General features: G+C 57.5%; 21 protein-coding genes, 1 other RNA gene and 1 pseudogene. 12 read left to right on the top strand and 11 right to left on the bottom strand.

All coding sequences use genetic code 11. The features are described 5' to 3' along the window. Positions 1-565: 565 nt before the first annotated feature. The 6 genes from petM to ACVWZJ_RS13100 all read left to right on the top strand — a co-directional run bounded on the left by petM (position 566) and on the right by ACVWZJ_RS13100 (position 5,014). Entirely contained in the window at positions 566-673 is a 108-nt protein-coding gene (gene petM, locus ACVWZJ_RS13125) for a cytochrome b6-f complex subunit PetM (RefSeq protein ID WP_414329137.1), read from the top strand. A 113-nt stretch (positions 674-786) separates the two neighbouring features. Continuing rightward, the gene (locus ACVWZJ_RS13120; protein ID WP_414417069.1) at positions 787-1,761 is read left to right on the top strand and encodes a ketopantoate reductase family protein; all 975 of its coding nucleotides are present in this window, start codon (positions 787-789) and stop codon (positions 1,759-1,761) included. Positions 1,762-1,954: 193 nt separating this feature from the next. Then, positions 1,955-2,722 (top strand): SDR family oxidoreductase, encoded by a 768-nt coding sequence (locus tag ACVWZJ_RS13115; RefSeq protein ID WP_457396342.1) that lies wholly within the window; start codon positions 1,955-1,957, stop codon positions 2,720-2,722. A 72-nt stretch (positions 2,723-2,794) separates the two neighbouring features. Continuing rightward, complete coding sequence (locus tag ACVWZJ_RS13110; RefSeq protein ID WP_457396340.1) at positions 2,795-4,054, top strand: sensor histidine kinase; 1,260 nt, start codon at positions 2,795-2,797, stop codon at positions 4,052-4,054. 154 nt (positions 4,055-4,208) lie between these two features. Beyond that, positions 4,209-4,472 (top strand): photosynthetic electron transport-dependent transcriptional regulator PedR, encoded by a 264-nt coding sequence (gene pedR / locus ACVWZJ_RS13105; RefSeq protein ID WP_011432496.1) that lies wholly within the window; start codon positions 4,209-4,211, stop codon positions 4,470-4,472. A 281-nt stretch (positions 4,473-4,753) separates the two neighbouring features. Then, complete coding sequence (locus ACVWZJ_RS13100; protein ID WP_457396338.1) at positions 4,754-5,014, top strand: hypothetical protein; 261 nt, start codon at positions 4,754-4,756, stop codon at positions 5,012-5,014. 79 nt (positions 5,015-5,093) lie between these two features. Here ACVWZJ_RS13100 and ACVWZJ_RS13095 read toward each other — a convergent pair whose 3' ends face one another. Next, positions 5,094-5,978 carry an acyl-CoA desaturase gene (locus ACVWZJ_RS13095; protein WP_457396336.1) on the bottom strand — a complete coding sequence of 295 codons (885 nt, stop codon included), beginning with the start codon at positions 5,976-5,978 and terminating at the stop codon, positions 5,094-5,096. 259 nt (positions 5,979-6,237) lie between these two features. Here ACVWZJ_RS13095 and ACVWZJ_RS13090 point away from each other — a divergent pair. After that, positions 6,238-6,396: pseudogene (locus ACVWZJ_RS13090) on the top strand (TetR family transcriptional regulator); the annotation flags it as partial. A gap of 45 nt (positions 6,397-6,441) precedes the next feature. Here ACVWZJ_RS13090 and ACVWZJ_RS13085 read toward each other — a convergent pair. The 4 genes from ACVWZJ_RS13085 to ACVWZJ_RS13070 form a co-directional block, all read right to left on the bottom strand. Next, entirely contained in the window at positions 6,442-6,774 is a 333-nt protein-coding gene (locus ACVWZJ_RS13085; RefSeq protein ID WP_457396334.1) for a hypothetical protein, read from the bottom strand. A gap of 209 nt (positions 6,775-6,983) precedes the next feature. Next, positions 6,984-7,413, bottom strand: an RNA gene (gene rnpB / locus ACVWZJ_RS13080) — RNase P RNA component class A. Positions 7,414-7,445: 32 nt separating this feature from the next. Next, on the bottom strand, positions 7,446-8,672 hold the full coding sequence (locus ACVWZJ_RS13075; protein ID WP_457396332.1) for a C45 family autoproteolytic acyltransferase/hydolase: 1,227 nt from the start codon (positions 8,670-8,672) through the stop codon (positions 7,446-7,448). A 21-nt stretch (positions 8,673-8,693) separates the two neighbouring features. Beyond that, the gene (locus tag ACVWZJ_RS13070; RefSeq protein WP_457396330.1) at positions 8,694-9,047 is read right to left on the bottom strand and encodes a rhodanese-like domain-containing protein; all 354 of its coding nucleotides are present in this window, start codon (positions 9,045-9,047) and stop codon (positions 8,694-8,696) included. 220 nt (positions 9,048-9,267) lie between these two features. On the opposite strand from ACVWZJ_RS13070, the gene ACVWZJ_RS13065 reads away from it, so the two are divergent. Beyond that, positions 9,268-9,621, top strand: coding sequence for a hypothetical protein (locus ACVWZJ_RS13065; RefSeq protein ID WP_049749562.1), 354 nt, complete (start codon positions 9,268-9,270; stop codon positions 9,619-9,621). A gap of 296 nt (positions 9,622-9,917) precedes the next feature. After that, a complete protein-coding gene (locus tag ACVWZJ_RS13060) occupies positions 9,918-11,444 on the top strand; it encodes a right-handed parallel beta-helix repeat-containing protein (protein ID WP_457396328.1) in 1,527 nt (508 codons plus the stop codon). Between the two features lie 333 nt (positions 11,445-11,777). Here ACVWZJ_RS13060 and ndhI read toward each other — a convergent pair whose 3' ends face one another. From ndhI to ACVWZJ_RS13040, 4 genes are read right to left on the bottom strand one after another with little or no spacing between them, the layout of a single operon-like run. Beyond that, on the bottom strand, positions 11,778-12,410 hold the full coding sequence (ndhI, locus tag ACVWZJ_RS13055; RefSeq protein WP_414331863.1) for an NAD(P)H-quinone oxidoreductase subunit I: 633 nt from the start codon (positions 12,408-12,410) through the stop codon (positions 11,778-11,780). A 38-nt stretch (positions 12,411-12,448) separates the two neighbouring features. Then, positions 12,449-13,570 (bottom strand): NADH-quinone oxidoreductase subunit NuoH, encoded by a 1,122-nt coding sequence (gene nuoH / locus ACVWZJ_RS13050; RefSeq protein WP_457384892.1) that lies wholly within the window; start codon positions 13,568-13,570, stop codon positions 12,449-12,451. A 56-nt stretch (positions 13,571-13,626) separates the two neighbouring features. After that, positions 13,627-13,830, bottom strand: a complete 204-nt coding sequence (locus ACVWZJ_RS13045; protein ID WP_011432507.1) for a hypothetical protein — start codon at positions 13,828-13,830, stop codon at positions 13,627-13,629. Positions 13,831-13,859: 29 nt separating this feature from the next. Continuing rightward, positions 13,860-15,044: an NAD(P)H-quinone oxidoreductase subunit H gene (locus tag ACVWZJ_RS13040; protein ID WP_041437160.1), complete on the bottom strand. Its 1,185-nt coding sequence runs from the start codon at positions 15,042-15,044 to the stop codon at positions 13,860-13,862. Positions 15,045-15,213: 169 nt separating this feature from the next. Here ACVWZJ_RS13040 and ACVWZJ_RS13035 point away from each other — a divergent pair, with 169 nt between their 5' ends. Further along, the gene (locus ACVWZJ_RS13035) at positions 15,214-15,537 is read left to right on the top strand and encodes a DUF3288 family protein (protein ID WP_457396326.1); all 324 of its coding nucleotides are present in this window, start codon (positions 15,214-15,216) and stop codon (positions 15,535-15,537) included. A gap of 58 nt (positions 15,538-15,595) precedes the next feature. Here ACVWZJ_RS13035 and ACVWZJ_RS13030 read toward each other — a convergent pair whose 3' ends face one another. Beyond that, a complete protein-coding gene (locus tag ACVWZJ_RS13030) occupies positions 15,596-16,153 on the bottom strand; it encodes a carboxymuconolactone decarboxylase family protein (RefSeq protein ID WP_414352218.1) in 558 nt (185 codons plus the stop codon). 168 nt (positions 16,154-16,321) lie between these two features. Beyond that, positions 16,322-16,576, bottom strand: coding sequence for a hypothetical protein (locus ACVWZJ_RS13025; protein WP_414331870.1), 255 nt, complete (start codon positions 16,574-16,576; stop codon positions 16,322-16,324). 59 nt (positions 16,577-16,635) lie between these two features. Between ACVWZJ_RS13025 and ureG the strand changes: the two genes are divergently transcribed. Together ureG and ACVWZJ_RS13015 are read left to right on the top strand one after the other, a co-directional pair. Next, the gene (gene ureG / locus ACVWZJ_RS13020) at positions 16,636-17,298 is read left to right on the top strand and encodes an urease accessory protein UreG (protein WP_011432513.1); all 663 of its coding nucleotides are present in this window, start codon (positions 16,636-16,638) and stop codon (positions 17,296-17,298) included. Further along, the gene (locus ACVWZJ_RS13015) at positions 17,295-18,098 is read left to right on the top strand and encodes an urease accessory protein UreD (RefSeq protein WP_457396323.1); all 804 of its coding nucleotides are present in this window, start codon (positions 17,295-17,297) and stop codon (positions 18,096-18,098) included. The genes ureG and ACVWZJ_RS13015 overlap by 4 nt, the downstream gene beginning before the upstream one ends. Positions 18,099-18,265 lie beyond the last annotated feature (167 nt).

Below are 18,265 nucleotides of genomic sequence, written 5' to 3'. Positions count from 1 at the left end.
CAGCCGATAAACACGAATCTGTCGCGCTTGAGCCAGTCATCGACGATGTCGAACCATCCTCGCTCCTGACGCACGCGCCCTACCGCTATGGTCATCTGAACTACTCCTTAAAGAATGAATGAGGACGTTAATGAAACTACAAAGTTTGCTTCTTCGAAGCAAGAGCGGAGCCTAGGTATAAAGACTCAACTCTCGGGTCTTTTGCCTCAGTTTCTTTGAACGGCTCTTTGGCGAGAACTGCCTGGGAACTTTCCAGTGGGTTAGAATTCCCAGCGCTCCAAGACCCTATCGAGAACCGTTTCCAGGGCTCACGAGGCCCAACAGAGCATTCGAGAGCCACCGGACAAGTTTTACGGCTGTAGGCATTACAATTTAGCCTATGCCGGTAAAGACTTGTAAATTGCTTTCATTATAGAGGTGGATAGCCGGGTCTTATCAAGTCCAAGAGAACGCCTGTTTTTCCAGGAGCTAGGTTTGGGCCGCTACACCCTTGGAGTGAAGGCCAGGGCTTGGGATCCGATATCCTGAGAAGGCGATGTATCCCATTTGCGAGGAAGCTGAATCTATGGCTGGCGAGATCTTCACCATTGCTGGACTCTGCATTGTGCTGACCCTGGTGGGTGTGGCGCTTGGATATGGGATCCTAAGGGTGACCCAAGGGGGGGCAGAGTAAAGCTGTCGAGGATTTCTCCCGGGCCCGGTATCGGGCCTTGTTACAGCTCCATGTCAATTCCATGTCAATTGGCCACCTGGATATGAGGTGGGTGGCGGAAAGATGATAAACTCATGAAGATTTGTATCGTTGGCGCTGGGGCGGTGGGAAGTCACTTGGCCATATGCCTGGCCCGGTCTGGCTTTCCCGTCAGTGTCGTGGCGCGTGGAGCTCACCTGCAGGCCATCCGCACCCAAGGTCTGAAGCTCATCCGGCAGGGGGATCCCTCCCAAACCTGGGTAGAGCGGTTGACAGCCACCGACGATCCGGCTGCCCTGGGCCCACAGGACTGGCTGATAGTGACGGTCAAGGCCCACAGCTTGCCGCAGCTTGCCCCTCGACTGGGATCCCTGTGTGGCCCCGACACCCCCATTGTGATCGCCCAGAATGGTATCCCCTGGTGGTACTTTTACCGGCATGGGGGCGAGTTTGAGGGGCATTCCCTGACTTCCGTGGATCCAGAAGGGGTTATCGCTGCTCATTTGCCGATAGAGCGGGTGATTGGCTGTGTGGTGTATATCGCCGTGCAGTTGGCAGAGCCAGGAGTGGTCTTGCACACAGGGGGTGGGCGCTACATTCTGGGGGAGCCGGATGGATCCCTGTCAGGACGGCTGCAGTCCTTGGCCGCCATCTTTGAACAGGCGCAGCTTTCCACCACCCTCACCTCGCAGATTCGGGCCGAGATCTGGCAGAAACTGTGGGGCAATGCCGCCTTCAATCCCATCAGCGCCCTCACCCGGGCTGCTCAAGATGAAATTGCCCAATACCCACCCACCCGTGCTTTGGTTCGGTCGGTGATGCAGGAAGTTGAGGCTGTAGCCCAAGCTCTAGGGATCCGGCTGCCGGTCTCTTTGGAAGAGCGGCTAGAAGATGCAGCCCGCGTGGGATCCCATCGCACCTCGATGCTGCAGGATGTTGAGCTGGGGCGACGGACGGAGATCGAGGCCATTGTGGGAGCCATCACCGAGTTGGGGCGTTTGGTGGGGGTGCCCACTCCCCATTTGGATACTCTGTATGCTTGCGTCAAGCTGCTGGAGCGCTCTCTTTAGGCTCTTGCAGGGAGCGGTAGGGTCGCTACCGAACGGCAGAGAAACGATTCGTTTGCTGGATCCCAGGCTCCCCCCTGGGGAAGTGGCTCGAACTCTAGAATGGCTGTAGCCTCGAACTGACGAGGAAGCTGAAGGTGGCTGTCCATTTTTCTCCGACTCAACCCAACTGAAATCACAGCATTTGAATTAGCAAATGATGATCGAAAACTCCATCGTGCTCATCACCGGAGCCAGTAGCGGCATTGGGGCCGCTTGTGCCACCCTTTTTGCCCGTTCTGGAGCCCGCCTGATTCTGGTGGCCCGCCGTCAGGATCGGCTGCAGGAACTGGCTGGGGAATTGCAGCAGGCTTACGGCACTCCTTCCTACCTGCTGGCTTTGGATGTGCGGGATGGGACAGCCGTGCAGCAGGCGCTTCAATCTTTGCCCTCGCCGTGGGCCGACATCGACATCTTGGTCAACAATGCAGGTTTAAGTCGTGGCTTGGACAAGCTCCACACGGGGGCCTTGCAAGATTGGGAAGAGATGATCGATACCAACCTCAAGGGGTTGCTCTATGTTACCCGCGCCGTTTTGCCCGGCATGGTGGAGCGAGGTCGAGGCCATGTGGTGAACATCGGCTCCATTGCCGGTCGGCAGACCTACCCAGGTGGCGCTGTGTATTGCGCTTCTAAGGCCGCCGTGCGGGCCATCTCTGAGGGGCTGAAGCTGGATTTACTGGGCACCCCCATTCGCGTCACCGAGATTCAGCCGGGCCTGGTGGAAACCGAGTTCAGCCAAGTGCGCTTCCGTGGGGATCGCGCCCGTGCGGCAGCAGTGTATCAGGGCCTCACCCCCTTGACGGCGATGGATGTGGCTGAAGTGGTGGTGTTTGCGGCAACCCGTCCCCCCCACGTGAACATCAGCGAGATCTTGCTTGTGCCCACCGACCAAGCCAGTACCACCCTCGTACATCGTCGATAAGAGGCCGGCAACCGGGCTTTCGCCTCCACTCTTGCTTCCCTGAGCGACAATGGCAGCAAAGGTGGTGGGAACATGGGACTGGAAGCCGGGATCCTGATCGGGTTGGGAATCGGTTTGCTTTGCACGTTGCTCCTGCTGTGGCAGACTCGGCGCCGTTTCAGACGCGAATTGCAGCGGTTGGGATCCCTGGTGCATCTGGCCATGCCCCTCCACTCCCCGGAACAGATGCTCAGCTTGCTCAGCCGTTATCTTCGCCAACAAGATCTGGATTGGGCCAACCAAAAACAGCAACTGCAAAACTGGCAATACCTGAGTCAGCGGCTCCCTTGGGGATATCTGCGGGTAGACGAAAACAACGTGGTGCTGGAGTGCAATCCTGCCGCCCAGCGCCTGCTGCGCATCAGCCAATGGCAGCCGGGCATCAAGCTCTTGCTGGAATGGGTGCGCTCCTATGAGTTGGATCAGCTCATCGAGGCTACCCGCCGACAGGAGACCGCTGCTCCTGTCCAAAGTCGCGAATGGATTTTCTACCCTTCCGGTGGGGATGGCAAACCGATTCCGCTGCGGGCTTGGGGGTTGCTCCTGCCGCAAGCGCACGTGGCCATTTTTTTAGAAGACCGGCTGGAAGCAAAAATGCTGGCCCAACAGCGGGATCGCTGGGCTTCGGATGTGGCTCACGAGCTGAAAACCCCCCTCACCTCCATTCGCTTGCTGGCCGAAACTTTACAAAGCCGGGTCGATGCCGCTCAAGCAGTCTGGGTGGAACGATTGCTGAATGAGACTCTGCGCCTGAGCCATTTGGTTCAAGACTTGCTCGAACTCAGTGCCCTCAATCTGGGAGCCGCATCCCGCTCTCAGTGGCGCTGGGTGGATCTGGCAAGTCTGGTGCAGGAAGCCTGGCAAAGTTTGGAGCCGTTGGCCAAACCCCGCCACCAGGAACTGCACCTGAGGGGATCGTCCCAGATCTATCTCTGGGGGGATGAGCAACGCCTATACCGCCTCGTTCTCAATCTCTTGGACAACGCCGTCAAGTATGGCAAGCCCGACTCTCCTATCCATGTGGTGCTTTCGGAGCAGGGATCCCAGGTGCAGTTAGAGGTGTACGATCACGGCCCCGGCCTGCCAGAAGATCAATTTGAGTTGGTCTTCCAGCCCTTTTACCGCACCGACACTGCGCGGGCCCGCAGCAAAGGCGGAACCGGCCTAGGGCTGGCAATTGTGCGACAAATTGTCGAAGTTCACGGGGGCACCATCCAACTGCGCAATCACCCGCAAACCGGTGGGCTGTGGGTTCAGGTGGAACTGCCCCGGAAGCACTTGGATCCCTTGTGAAACCCGCCCGAAGACGCTCGCGTCAGTGGCCCGCAGCCAGAATCTGGCCGAGAATCGCTCAAGATTTCCCTGCTGCAGGGCTATCCATCTCAGGGGTGATCCCCTAGAATTGGGGTAGGTAATCTTTACAGTTCATCTTAAGCAGGCATTCGGGATGGGTACTGACTATCATTCCGCAGACTTGTTGTCCGAACGGGAGCTGCAGGTCATTGAGTTGATTGCAGCAGGACTGACCAATCAGGACATCGCGGAACGCCTAGAGATCAGCAAGCGCACTGTTGACAATCACATCAGCAATATTTTGAGCAAGACCCGAACGGCAAATCGGGTGGCCTTAGTACGCTGGGCCTTGCAATGGGGAAAGATTTGCCTGGATCAGGTAAACTGCTGCACTTTGGTCGATGACAAAATTGCTTAGTCCCATCCCATTTTGCCGGTCAAGTGTCCAGCAAAGAGTGTTGAGCGGGGGGGTTTTGGTGACTGTATTGCCCAGAAGTTATAGTCATTTCAATGAGGAATGAAACTGTTCCGTTGCAGTGCTTTCTAGCTCTTCTCTCTCTTAGGGAGAGGGATTGGGGGGCTCGCGGAAGTGATGCGGAGCATTTGGGCGACACCGCGGAGTAGTTAGGAAGCGTCTTAATCTAACTTGAAGTGACTATACTTGAGTTATTTTGAGCTACGTTGATTGGGTTGTCATACGTGAGCGTCCCCAAGCTGAAACGCTACGCTGTTCGCTACGATTCTATGCCCCTGATGGTTTATCGGGAGGTGGCTGCTCATTTGGCCTGTGTTTCAGGGGTGAAAACGGAGCTGGAGTGGAAAAAAAACTCCACCTTTCGCTACCAAGACAGCCAAATAGATGCGCTCCATATTTATCAAGAACCGGATGCCGACATAGAACAAATTAAGCGTATTCTTGACCACTATGGAGCGTGGCAGTATAGCCCCTTAGAAGACTAGCTCTCTCTGCAACCCAAAAGGGATCCCTAGGGATAGGGATCCCCGGATGATTCCTCTGCAAGGTCTGGGAAAAACCAGTTCAGCGAGCAGCTTGGCCTTGGGTAGGCAGGTGCAGCTTACGAGCCAGGCCCAATCTCGCCAACAGCCAAATGGCCCAGTAGGTCATGTCGATCTCCCACCAACGCAAACCGGCCTTAACGCACTTCGGGTCGGCATGATGGTTGTTGTGCCAGCCTTCACCATAGGTTAGAATGGCCGCCCACCAAAGGTTACGGGCATTGTCATTGCTCTCGAAAGTCCGGTAACCCCAGAAGTGGCTGGCCGAGTTGATCAACCAGGTGCAATGCAGTAGCAGCACTGTCCGCACAAAGATACCGTACACGACGAATGACCAGCCCCCCAGCAGGTAGAGTATCGCGGCCAATGGCAGCTGCAGAAGCAGGGCGTACCTATCCAGCCAGCGGTAGAAGGGATCCCGAGCCAAGTCGGGCGCAAAGGCAAAATACTTCTCAGGGTTAAAAAATTCTTCGCGGTGGTAGATCAGCCAGAGCACATGGCTCCACCAAAAGCCCTTACGAGCAGAATAGGGATCCTTCTCCTCGTCTTCGGTGAAGGCGTGGTGCTGACGATGGCCACCCACCCAAAAGATCGGCCCCCCTTGAACGGCCAGGGCACCGAGAGTCGTGAAGACATATTCCAGCCACTTGGGCACCTGGAAACTACGATGGCTGAGCAGGCGGTGGTACCCCAAGCAGATGCCTAAGCTGCCGAAACACCAGTGGAGAAATAGGGCTACTCCCAGAGCGGGCCAGGAGAAGAAGAAAATGCCTCCCACCAAAGCCACCACGTGAAAAATGGCAAAGAAGAGCACATGTTCCCAAGCAAACCGAAAGGACTCTTGGGGCTCGGGCCGATTGAGCGGAGCGGGATGATTCAGCGATTGGCGAGAAAAAGAAGTGGTCATGAACCCACAAAACCTCAGAAGAAGAAGTAGACTAGACTGACTAGGAAAGAGCCAAAACACAAAGCCCAAGTTAAGGCCGCCGGATAACAGCGGCCCAACGTGAAAACGGAGTCAAACCCCTGAAGACACCGCCATAGCCAGCGGTGACTTGCTATGTGCTCCGCTGTGATGAACTTGGCTACACAGGAAGAAGAGGAGCAGAGGCAACGCTGCCGACATCCTCTCGCTTGACATTAAGCCTAGCGGTATTCCACCGTAAATGCAAGCGTCACTTGCAGCCCGCCGCAATTCTTCAGGTTTTCTCCTCACTATGGTACGTCCTTCTTCTCGGCAAAGGCTGCTGAATGCGGCTCGGGAGCTGTTCGTTCGTCAGGGCATCACCCAGACCACCACCCGTCAAATTGCAGATTTGGCCGGAGTGAATGAGGTCACCCTGTTTCGGCACTTCGGCACCAAGCAAGGGTTACTCCTGGCCGTATTTGGGGAGCTGGGGGTCTTTTCCGGCATAGCCGATCTGCCCCTGAAGGCGGATCCCGCCCCCTCTCAAGGTTCTGGGTTGCAAGCCATTCTCCTGCGCTACGTCCACACCTGTTTTCGGGCTTTGGCCGATAATCCTGAACTGGTGCGCTCCCTGGTGGGAGAGGCCGGTCTTTATTCTGAGGAGCATCGTCGCGCCTTGCGGATGGGTTTTTCTCAGGCCCAAGAACAGCTGACAGAGTATTTGCGGCGATTTCCCAACTCTGAGTTGCAATCTGTCGAGCCAGATCGCCTTTATGCAGCCGTTGGGGTTTTGCATGTAATGATTTTGGGAGCAGCCATGCTGGCAGTAACCGCCGAGTTGCCCACCGTTCACGCCGACGGGGCGGAGCCCTCTGTTGAGGGGCAGCTATCGGATGAAAAATCTAAAAAATCAGAGAAAGGCGCCGAAACCGCCAGGATCCCCCCCCTCCTGCAAGCCTGCGTGGAGCTGTGGATGGCAGGCGTGACCCAACAGAGACCAGATAGAAAAGAGAGGAGGTTGTAAGCCGGGTTCTGTAGTGCAGAGTTGCACTGGCGATCATCCATCTGGGAGTGATGTTACCATCACCCTCTAGCGGCTCACCACCATCGAGAGCACCCTTCCCCACTTTGGGTACCGTGATCTCGATGCAGCCAACAGGGGCGAAGAACAGCCATGATCCTGCGGCTGCGGCCTTGCTTTCCACCGGGGTTTACCGAGCCAACGCCTCACGACGTTGCTGGTGGGCTCTTACCCCACCTTTGCACCCTTACCTGTGCTGGGATCCCAGCCATCGGCGGTATGTTTCTGTGGCACTATCCTCGCGGTTACCCGCACTGGGCTTTCCCCAGCGGTGTGTTCTTCTGAAAGCCCGGACTTTCCTCATCCCGCTGTCTGGTGGCGACAGCAAGGACGCGATCGCCTGCCCCTCCTCTCTCTTCAGCTCGATCCTACTGCATCTTCCAAACCTAGAAAATCCCGGAAATCGGTACAAACTCCACTTGATCGGGAATGTTGGGGGCCAGGTGTAAGATTTGCCGGTTCAAATCCATCACCACAGCCGCCACGCTTTCGGTGCGATCCCAGGCGGGCAGATGGGGATCCGGATGGCGGCAGATGCAGTGGGGGGCATTCGTCCGGTCTTGTAGGATTTTTTGAAGAGCGACCGCGTCTAGGGTTCCCGTTTGAGCGCTCTGGCGAAGCAAATGATAGGCCCGTTCTAGCCTTGTGGAGGATCCTATATGGGGGGGCAGCTCATCTTCTCGCAAGGCCGGATCCAGGAAATGATTGGTGTGGGCGAGGATCCCTCCTTGAGGGAGATGCAGACCAATTCCTCGTGGACTGATTTCAAAGCTGATTGCACTAGCGGGCTGTAGGCCTACCGCCTGTCCTGCGGTACCCGCAACGCTGACACAAGAGGAGGCGGTGTAGGGGTAGGATCCCACCCTCTCCACAGCTTGCTGCCACTCCTCGCACTCCAACAACAAGCGCAATAGCAAATGCACCGGCATTCCCTCGGTTTGCCCATCTAGGGTAGAGCGCAAGAGGTTGAGGGCTACGGCCAACCCTGCTTGATTGAGGCCAATTTTGGCCAGGATCCCAGCTTCGGTCAGGGTGAGGTAGGCAGGGTGGGTATCGGAGCGAACGCACAACAGCACACAGGCCCTGCGCTGCTCCCCGATCCAATCCCAGGTTTGGGCCAAGTAGGTGTGGTGGGTGGAGGTAGCCTGGGGCAAGGCCGCCAGGGTGGTGCATTCTCCCCCATCCGGGTTGGCTGGGTTTGGATCGATGAGTTTCTCCATTGCCTTGCATTCATGAGCAGGATCCGCTGGGTGCTGGGGTACTCCGTTTTGGAGATTGTGTTCCAGAGCAGCGGCGCAGTCGGGATGGGATCCACCGACAACCGATCTGGATAAAATCTCGGTGCGCAAATTGAGGGCCAGAATCTCGGCGAAACGAAAGCCACTCCCCGCGGCAATGCCTTGGATTTCTTCCAGCAGGTGGGGCACGTGGCGCTCTAGCCAGGGCAGGGATCCCTCTGCTTGGGTCTGGGCCTGCTGCCAGGTGAGACCACAGCGGTAGGCAAATTGGCGGGCGTAACTAGCAATGCTGTGGCGAATGAGTTGGGCCGCCTGGGATCCATACTGTTGGCCTCGTTGTTGGGGATCCCCCTGCAGATGAAGAATGGGGAACATGGTGCTGGTTTGCCCGTGACCTCAATAGGTGGGCAGGGAGGGATCCACCTCACAGGCCCAAGCGTGAATGCCGCCGCTGATGTTATAAACCTGGGTGAACCCGTTGGCCTGTAGCCACCGGCTCATCTGAGCAGAGCGGAGGCCATGATGGCAGAGCACAAAAGTTGGCTGATCTGGATCCAGCTCTGTGAGGATCGGTTCCCTCCATTCCTCGTACTGGCTCAAGGGGTAGTTGCGAAAGCCCAGGGCATTTAAATTCACCAGCTCCAGCTCTGCCGGTTCCCGCACATCGATCAATTGCAGAGGGCCGGCCTCGGGATCCTGTAGGTATTGGGCCATCTGTTGCGGTGTAATGGAGCGGATGGAGAAGGACATCGCCAACTCTGGTCTACAGGGATCCCTTTTCAAGATACACCGGCTCAGCGGCTGCCCTGAGACTGCCCGCAAAGGTTAAGATGTCACCCTGATTTGGGCTTAGCCTGGGTATGGCTGTGCAACGCTTTTTGATCGACACGGATACGGCGGGAGATGATGTTACCTCGCTGCTCTTTGGGCTGCTCTGGCCCAACAGCATCCTACAGGGCTGCCCGCCGGGGTGAGTTTCATTCGAGATCCCTTTGCGGAAGTGCCCAAACCCGCCGATTATGCCAGCATCTGCAGCGGAGATACCCGTCCGCTGTTCTTTATCGGTGTGGATGCTAACCAAAACTACCTGGGGGATACCGATAACAACCCTGCCACCCTCAACCACGGTCTCACCTCGATGCTGAAGCGGGTGGATATGGCCACCTATGAAGTGATTCGCAGCGTGGTGGAAGGCAACTTTAAGGCAACTTTGTCGGCGGCATTCAAACCTTTGGCCTGGAGAACGAGGGTGTGGGCTATGCCCTGGATGAATACAACCAAGCCTTGCTCTCAGCGGATTTGGTGGCTGCTGTGGAAGCGGTGAAGCAGAACATTATCGCCGGAACCCTCGAAGTACCTGAAGAGCGCTAGATTTTTGAGATTTTTGTTGCCGATTGATTGCGGATCCCTGGCGAAGCCTTGACTAAACAGAGGATCCATCAGAGGATGCTTTTGCTGAGGGCATTGGATCCCAGCTTGGCCATCTGTACCTTGACCCCGTGGCAGTTGTTTGTTGCTCTTGTTTGTTGCTGTAACAACCTTAACCGCTAAGCGCTTGTAAGGGGCTTTCCACCTATGCTTGGCCAAGTATCCAAATCTGGTTGGGGGATCTGTTCAGCCTTGCTGCCTCTGTTGGCGGGGGTTGCCCTCGGCTGTGGGGGTGGCGGCGGCAGTTCTCCACCTCTTCCTCCGCCAGGTGGCGGGCCCATCATCCTGAGAGTGGATCCGGCCAGTGGCCCCTTTACCAAACTGGCAGACGCAGTTGCAGAGGCGCAGCGACTTCAGACTGCCACAGCCGGCCTGGAGGTGCTGATCGAGATTTTGGGGACGGGCAGGGAAACTTTGCAAAGCAACCTGGCCCTGGATGGCGGCGATGGCACCAACGGCGGTCGCATTCGCATCACCAGCTCCACCGCCTATGAGATCCTGACCGGGCTCTTTGACGTGATTGTAGCCAGCCAAACCAGCCTGCAGGGGGTAGATGTGGTGCTGGGGGGTGGACGGGTGCAGGTGAACAACGGCACTTTTCAGCCGCGCAAGGTCACCCTCAACGACCCTCGCTCCAACATCTTGGTCAACGGCAATGCTGCGGTTCTAGAGGGAGCCTTGAACCAATTGGCCGAGATTTTGTGCCAGCAATTTTTGGATCCCTGTGTGCAGATCTCTGGGAATGGCCGGGTCAGCCGTGTCTCGCCGATTGTCAGTAAAACGGGTGGGGTGGGCATAGGCACTGTGCCGGGCAGCAATCCCATCCTTGAAAACAACACAATTCTCCTGCAGGCTTTGGGGGCTTTGGCCGTTCGCTATGGTGACAACTCCGGCGGGATCTTCCGCAACAACCAAATCGAAGGGGATCCACCCACGGCTGGAGCCGGCTTGGTACTGCAGGCGCGGCAAGCAGGTACGAGTGGCACTACCGGGATTCAGCTGGATGGGGCAGGCTCAATTCCATCCATTCAATCCAACCGGATCGGCGTGGGCAGGATAGCCGGCAGTGTCGGCATTCGTATTTTGCAGGGAACCCAGGCCCGCACCATTTCCGGGAATACGTTCCTAGCTCGGGGCGAGGGCGTAGGAGTGGCAATTCAGGCGGCCCCCGGCACCCCAGATGCGGTAGTCGCAGCCTACCTGGCTGGCAATACTTTCCAAGGAAACTTTGCTCAGAGGGTCACTGGGGAACCTGCGCCCATCCCAGCTCCTGCACCGACGCCGACGGAAACGCCCACGCCAACTCCTGCACCGACACCCTCTCCCACCCCCACACCTCCAGTATTGGGCACCGGCCCCATTCAAGTTACCTTGAGTTGGAACACCATCGATGACCTTGACCTGTATGTTACGGATCCCACGCAGCAGACCGTGTTTTTTAACAACCGAATTGTCCCTTCTGGAGGACGGCTGGATGTGGATGCCAATGCCGACTGTGTTGCCGTAACCCAAAATGCTGTGGAGAATGTCTTTTGGGCTTCCACCCCGCCCTCAGGGCCATACTTCATCGAGGTGAGATTGTTCCGGCGCTGCTCCCAATCAACTGCTCCCATTCCCTTTACCGTAACGGTTCGCAAGAGCGGAAACGTCGCGCAGACTTTTAGCGGCTTGGCCACATCCCCTGGCTTGGCGGGTAGGTTTACGTTTTCCTTCCCCTGAAGTTAGCCAAGGCTGGCAGCCATCTGCCCTGCCCACGTATGGCCATTTTGGTTCAGACTAGGACACCACACCTATACTCATACTCAGATCTTTGATTGCAGATCGCAGGGTTCAGAAGACCTTATTTCTGCGCCCCAGGCATCTCCTTCCCACTAAGGACAGCTCCAACTTCGCGGCCTCGACGCTTTTTCTGGCCATCACCTTGCGGCAGCGGGCGATGCTGGAAGGCAGTCCCACAAGTTCAAACAGTCACATCCCCTGGGAAAGGGGCTAGGGGTGGCGGACAGCGGCGCGGAGCGCTTTGCGTCAGCATGAGTGCGGGAGTATGTCACGCTATTCCGCAGCAGCCTTGGCTGCTTTCGCTTCGGCTTCCTTAGCAGCTTTGGCCGCTCTCATTTCCGCCAGAATCTCCTCCGGTCGTTTGCCAGCCCGCTGGGATCCAGCAGGCAAGTCGTGGGGATCGATTACCCCTTTGGGCAGATAGGCAAATTCTCGCAGTGGGGTCACCATTGGGTCCTCAGTTACCTTGGAGGGCAAACGGCCCATCGCCACCTGATGGTAGTTGAGGTCGTGGCGGTCGTAAGCGGCCAGCTCATAATCCTCGGTTACCGAGAGGCAGTTGGTGGGGCAAAACTCCACACAATTGGCGCAGAAAATGCACACCCCGAAATCAATGCTGTAGCTGTAAAGCTCTTTTTTCTTCAGCTCTGGGTTGTAGGCCCAATCCACCACCGGCAGGTCAATTGGGCAAACTCGAACACAGATCTCGCAGGCAATACACTTATCAAACTCGAAGTGGATGCGTCCCCGAAAGCGCTCAGAAGGGATCAGCTTTTCGAAGGGGTATTGCACAGTTACTGGGCGCCGACCCATGTGGTCGAAGACAACCCCCATCCCTTGGCCGATGTACTTGGCGGCTCGGAAGGCATCGCCCACATATTCTTTGACACGCTTGAGAAACGTCATGGCCTCTGTTCTCCCTCTCTTGCCTGTTTACTTCTCATTCAACCCCCAAAAAAGGAGGGGAAGGCGAGTTTTAGGGCTGCCGTTAGCAGCAAATTGACAAAGGATACAGGCAGCAAAAACTTCCACCCCAAATCCAGCAGTTGGTCAATGCGCACCCGTGGCAAGGTCCAGCGCAGCAGGATGGCCAAGAAGATGAAGATAAAAGCTTTGACCATCGTCATGACAATGCCTAAGGCCGCCGCGCCGATCTGCAAGAAAGGGTTATCCAAAGGAATCCCGGCAAGTGCAGCAATCGTTTCCACCGGCACCACAAACGACCAACCCCCCAAGTACAGCACTGCCGCAATCAGAGAAGCCAGCAGCAAGTTGGCGTAGGATCCCAGATAAAAGAGGGCAAACTTCATGCCGGAGTACTCCGTTTGGTAACCGGCTACCAGCTCTTCTTCTGCTTCCGGCAAGTCGAACGGGATCCGCTCCGTTTCCGCCAGCGCCGAGATCAGGAAAATGACAAAGCCAATGGGCTGCCGCCAGACGTTCCAGCTCAGAATGCCCAGGCCGCTCTGCTGCTCCACGATCCCCACCGTGTCCAGACCGTTGCTCATCAGCACCACGGCCAACACTGACAGGGCCAGCGGCAGTTCGTAGCTGATCGATTGAGCTGCCGCGCGTAGCCCACCCAGCAAGGAGTACTTGTTATTGGAACCGTAGCCCGACATCAACAGACCGATGGGTTGCACGCTGGAGGTGGCGATCAGGAAGAACACGCCAATGGCAATGTTGGAGATCAATAGGTTCTGGCCAAAGGGAACCACCAGGTAGCACAAAAAGACGGGCAGGAAAACCAATATCGGCCCCAGCGTGAACAAAACCGGGTCGGCCAAGATGGGCAGAACATCTTCTTTGGTCAGCAGCTTGATGCCATCGGCAATCGGGATCAGCACCCCCTGAGGGCCGGCCATGTTGGGGCCAATCCGCTGTTGGGCTGCTGCCGAGATCTTGCGCTCCAGCCAAGTCATGACCATCACCCCCAAGGTGGCGGCGATGATCAGCAGCAACATCGGCAGGGGCATCCAGAGGGCATGGGCTGCACCTGCTCCCAAGCCTAGGTTCTGTAGGGCAGTCTCGAAGCCAAGTTGTAGGTCGATACCAGCGTTTGTCATGGGGGTGAGTAGCTCCCTAGAGATGGCGGGTTGGGTAGGGTTTGGGATCCCTGTAGCTAGGTCTTGCCGTTGGGATCCGATTGGGGGGGACGGTTGCGGCGGCGTAGCTCCTGCTGGATGATGGCCTGAAGGCGAGCATCAGATAGCTCTTCCGCGCGGCGGCGCCTTTCCTCTTGGTACTTAGCCCATTGCTTGGGGCCGATAACCGCAGCAATGACAGACACAATCAACAGCGGCAGAACCAAGATCGCCCAGGCCATTGCCTTTGTCCTCGCTTTCCGTAAGTATCTTAGCGATCCACCTCGCCCATGATGATGTCAATGCTGCCGAGGATGGCGATCATGTCGGCTACCTTCATGCCGCGAATGAGCTGAGGCAACACTTGCAAATTGACAAAGCCGGGGGGGCGGATCTTCCAGCGCCACGGGCAGACGTTGTCGTCTCCCACGATGTAAATGCCCAGCTCTCCTTTGGCGCTCTCCACCCGCACGTAGGCTTCCCCCTTGGGGATCTTGAAGTTGGCGGAAGGCTTTTTGCTGATGAACTGGTAGTCCCCTTTGTTCCACTCCGACTTCGGCCCCTCCAGCATCCGCTTGGCTTCCAGGTTTTCAAAGGGGCCGCCCGGCAGAGCCTTCACCGCTTGCTGCACGATCTTGCAGGACTCGCGCATCTCTTTCATGCGCACCCGATAGCGGGCTAGGCAATCCCCTTCGGGATAAACGGCCACCTCCCAGTCGAAGTCGTCGTAGCACTCGTAGTGATCCACTTTGCGCAGATCCCAGTTGACGCCGCAGGCCCGCAACATGGGACCCGACAGACCCCAGTTGATGGCGTCTTGCTTGGAGATGGCTCCCACCCCTTCCAGCCGCCGGCGGAAAATCGGGTTGTCGGTAACCAGCCGCTCGTATTCATCCACTTTGGGCAAGAAATACTCGCAAAAGTCTAGGCATTTTTCCGTCCAGCCGTAGGGCAAGTCCACCGCCACGCCGCCCACCCGGAAATAGTTGTTGTTGATCAAGCGCATGCCGGTGACGGCTTCAAACAAATCCAAGATCCACTCCCGCTCCCGCATGGCGTAGAGAAAGGGAGTTTGTGCGCCCAAATCTGCTAAGAAGGGGCCAAACCAGAGCAGGTGGTTGGTAATACGAGTTAGCTCCAACATGATCACCCGCAGGTAGCTGGCCCGTCTGGGCACGCTGATCCCGGCCAGTTTCTCAACGGCATTGACGGTAATGGCCTCGTTGAACATGCCGGCCCCGTAGTCCCAACGGGAGACGTAGGGCAGGTATTGCACCACCGTGCGGTTTTCGGCGATTTTCTCCATGCCGCGGTGCAAGTAGCCGATCACCGGTTCGCAATCGACGATGTTTTCGCCATCTAGGGTGACCAGCAGGCGCAAAACCCCATGCATGGAGGGATGGTGCGGCCCAAAGTTGAGCAACATCCGGTCGGTACGGGTCTCGATCATGGGCATGGGCATAGCCGCCGCCTCCGCAACTGAAGAATGTTTATAGTCTGCAACATTTGCAGTATAGCGGTTTTCTTCTGCCTTCTCGGGATCCCATGCCATCAGGGATCCCAATCCTCGATATTGAAAGTCTCCAGGGGAACTCAGCTAGAGTGAGAAAAAAGGAGGGAGGCCGATGGCTGTATCCCGTTCACCCTCGAATGGCTCATCCCGACGAGAGCAGCAACATCCGCAATATGCCACCGACCGAGCTGCGCTCGATGAGCTGATGGTGCAGGCTCAGGAGAGGCCCCTCTCCGAGTGGGTGCTGGCGGAAGTCGCCCGTTTGCGCATCCGTTACCACGGCTTCCCCGGCGCCTGGGATCTGCAGCGGGATTTGGATCAAATCCTGGAACAGTGGGGCCTGAGCGAAGAAGAGCTGTTCGCCCAGACCCGCCAGATCCATGCCCGCGGCCAGGTGTACGACCGCAGCTTTAGCACGCGAGACGACTGGGCCTAGAGGCAGGCTGGGGGGCGGGATCCCTTACCCCCCTGAGAGAGGGGAGTTTGCCGGTTGTTCATGAGACGTGAAGCTGCTCGGCAAAGACAGGATCCAAAGGCACATCCAGGGCGGCAATCACCTTAGTCCAGAAGTTCATAAAGCCAATCCAAGCCGATAGCTCCACCAGATCTTCATCTGACCAAATGGCTTTTAGCTGGGCAAAGAAGCTATCGGTCACCACCATGCTGGGCACGGTCATCCGCTCAGCGTACTCGATGGCCAGCTTTTCCGCTTCGGTGTAGAGGGTGCTGGTGCGGGCCTGGGCCACCGCCGCAATTTTGGCAGGGGAGGCGCCGTACTTTTGCGCCTGCAGGGTGTGGTAGGGCAGGCAGTAGTGGCGGCAGCCGTTGATTTGGGCAATGCGGATGCTGACCAGCTCCTTCAGCTCTTCAGGCAAGTTGGGGTTTTGGGTGTGCAGCGCCCCGTAGAGGTTCATCACGGCTCGCATCAGTTGGGGCTTGTGGGCCATCACCTGCAGGGGGTTGAGGGCGGTGCCGTAGGTTTTCTCCAGGCTTTCGTAAACCTTTTGCAGTTGCTTATCGGCTTTCTCTGGGGTAACAGGAGGGATCCGCATGGACGGTCTATAAAAAAAATTGCAGCATTCTCGACTTTAGCGCGTCTGGGGGATCCGCCCAAGCCTAAGGGGGATTCACAGCCTTGGTGAGTGATCCCTTCTCCCGTTGAGAAGGGGGCCTTGGTCTTTTGGTTTCGTTCCAGACACTCCTGCAGGGCTTGCAACCTGTCAAGGATTGCCCAAGGATTGCTCAACGGCTTCCACCTGCTGCTGGGTGGCGGTAGCCCCTTGGTTGAGGGTTTGCTGCAGTTGATCCCGCGATTGGTAAATCTGCAGCGGCCCACCTTGAGGGATCCCTTGCTGGGCAGCTTCTGGGCTGGCTTGCTCTGGTCTCGGCTCCGAACTCAGCGGGTTGCGATAGAGGCGGTTGACCAGCAGAAATCCCACCAGCACCACAGCAGTTGCCACCAAAAGCCGAACCATACTCGGATCCCTTGCAAGCATCTGGTTCTAGAATGCCCAAAAAGAGGAGCAGGTATCCGATGTCGGGCAAAGTTGCGCAAACTTCCCAACCGGTACGGGTTGGCATTGGCGGCCCGGTGGGATCTGGAAAAACCGCTTTGGTGGAAAAGCTCTGCTTGGCGCTGCGGGACCACCTGTCTTTGGCGGTGGTGACCAACGATATCTATACCCGCGAGGATGCCGAGTTTTTGGTGCGGGCCAAGGCCCTGGAGGCAGAGCGGATCATTGGCGTAGAGACCGGCGGCTGCCCCCACACCGCCATTCGGGAAGATGCCTCCCTCAACCTAGACGCCATTCAGGAGCTGGAGCGCCGCTTTTGCCCCCTGGATCTCATCTTGGTGGAATCGGGGGGGGACAACTTGGCAGCTACCTTCAGCCCGGAGCTGGTGGACGCCTGCATTTACGTCATCGACGTGGCCGAAGGGGACAAGATCCCGCGCAAAGGCGGGCCGGGGATCACCCGCTCCGACCTGCTGGTGATCAACAAGATCGATCTGGCTCCCTATGTGGGAGCAGACTTGGGGGTGATGGAACGGGATGCCCGTCGCATGCGGGGAGATAGGCCCTTTGTCTTTACCAACCTGCGCACGGGCGAGGGGCTGGAGCAGGTTCTCAGTTGGCTGGAGCGGGAGGTGCTGTTTCGCCCCATCAAGGCCGACCCCCCCTCGGTGAGCCGCCTGTGAACTTCGGTAAGGCCATCTTGAAGGCAACCCGCCGAGGCGAACATACCCGTATTTGGGAGTATTCTCAGGCTCCCCTGCAATGGCTGGGATCCCCTGGGGAGCCACCTGTGTACTACCTGCGCAACCCCAACGGCGGCCTGCTGGGTGGGGATCGCCACCGGATCGAGATCGGGCTGGGGCCAGGCTCGGCGCTGGAAATTCGCACCCAAGGGGCAACGCGGCTGCATCCCGGCTTGATTCGGCAACAGGTCAAGGTCAAGCTGGCCCCCACCAGCCAGTTGATCTGGATCCCTCACCCGACCATTCCGGGGGCAGGGGCAGACTTTCGCCAGCAGGTGCAGATCGAACTGGATCCCACAGCCCGCCTGGCCTATGCCGAGATCTGGACTGCCGGACGACTGGCCATGGACGAGCGCTGGCAGTTTGAACATCTTGCCAACTGCCTGCAAGTTTGGGTCACTGCTGGGATCCCATCCTCCCCCGAGGGGAGAAAACTCTGGCTGCAGGAACACATGGATCTGCACTTTCCCCATCGGCAGGTCTCCGCCGCGTCAGTGCTGGGATCCCATCTCTGTTGGGGATCCCTGTACTTGCTGGGGGATTGGCCGGAACCCACTTGGCTGACCGTTCACATCAGCGGGACAGAGCCCCTACACTGGCTGGTCAAGTCTCCGGATCCCATCTGTAAGGGTTGGATTCTGCGCCAGGTGGGGCCACAGGCAGAGGCCATTTGGCGGCATTTTGGCCAGGTTGCACTACAGCTTGCTCAAGCCAAGGGTGGCTCACCCCAGGGGTGGTAGACTAAGGCTGACTCAAACCAACTGGTTGACCCAAGGCCGAGACGGAGTCCTTTGAACGCTGCTCAACGGATTCTCAGCTAGAAATCGCAGGAGCCCCGCACTGTACCCGTAGGGTCAGTGTCGGGAGGAATGCGGAAGTTATGATAGAACCATGACCCAAGTCCTGA

It is taken from the genome of Thermostichus sp. OS-CIW-29 (genome assembly GCF_054058195.1).
This window is presented reverse-complemented; position numbering and strand designations above follow the sequence as displayed.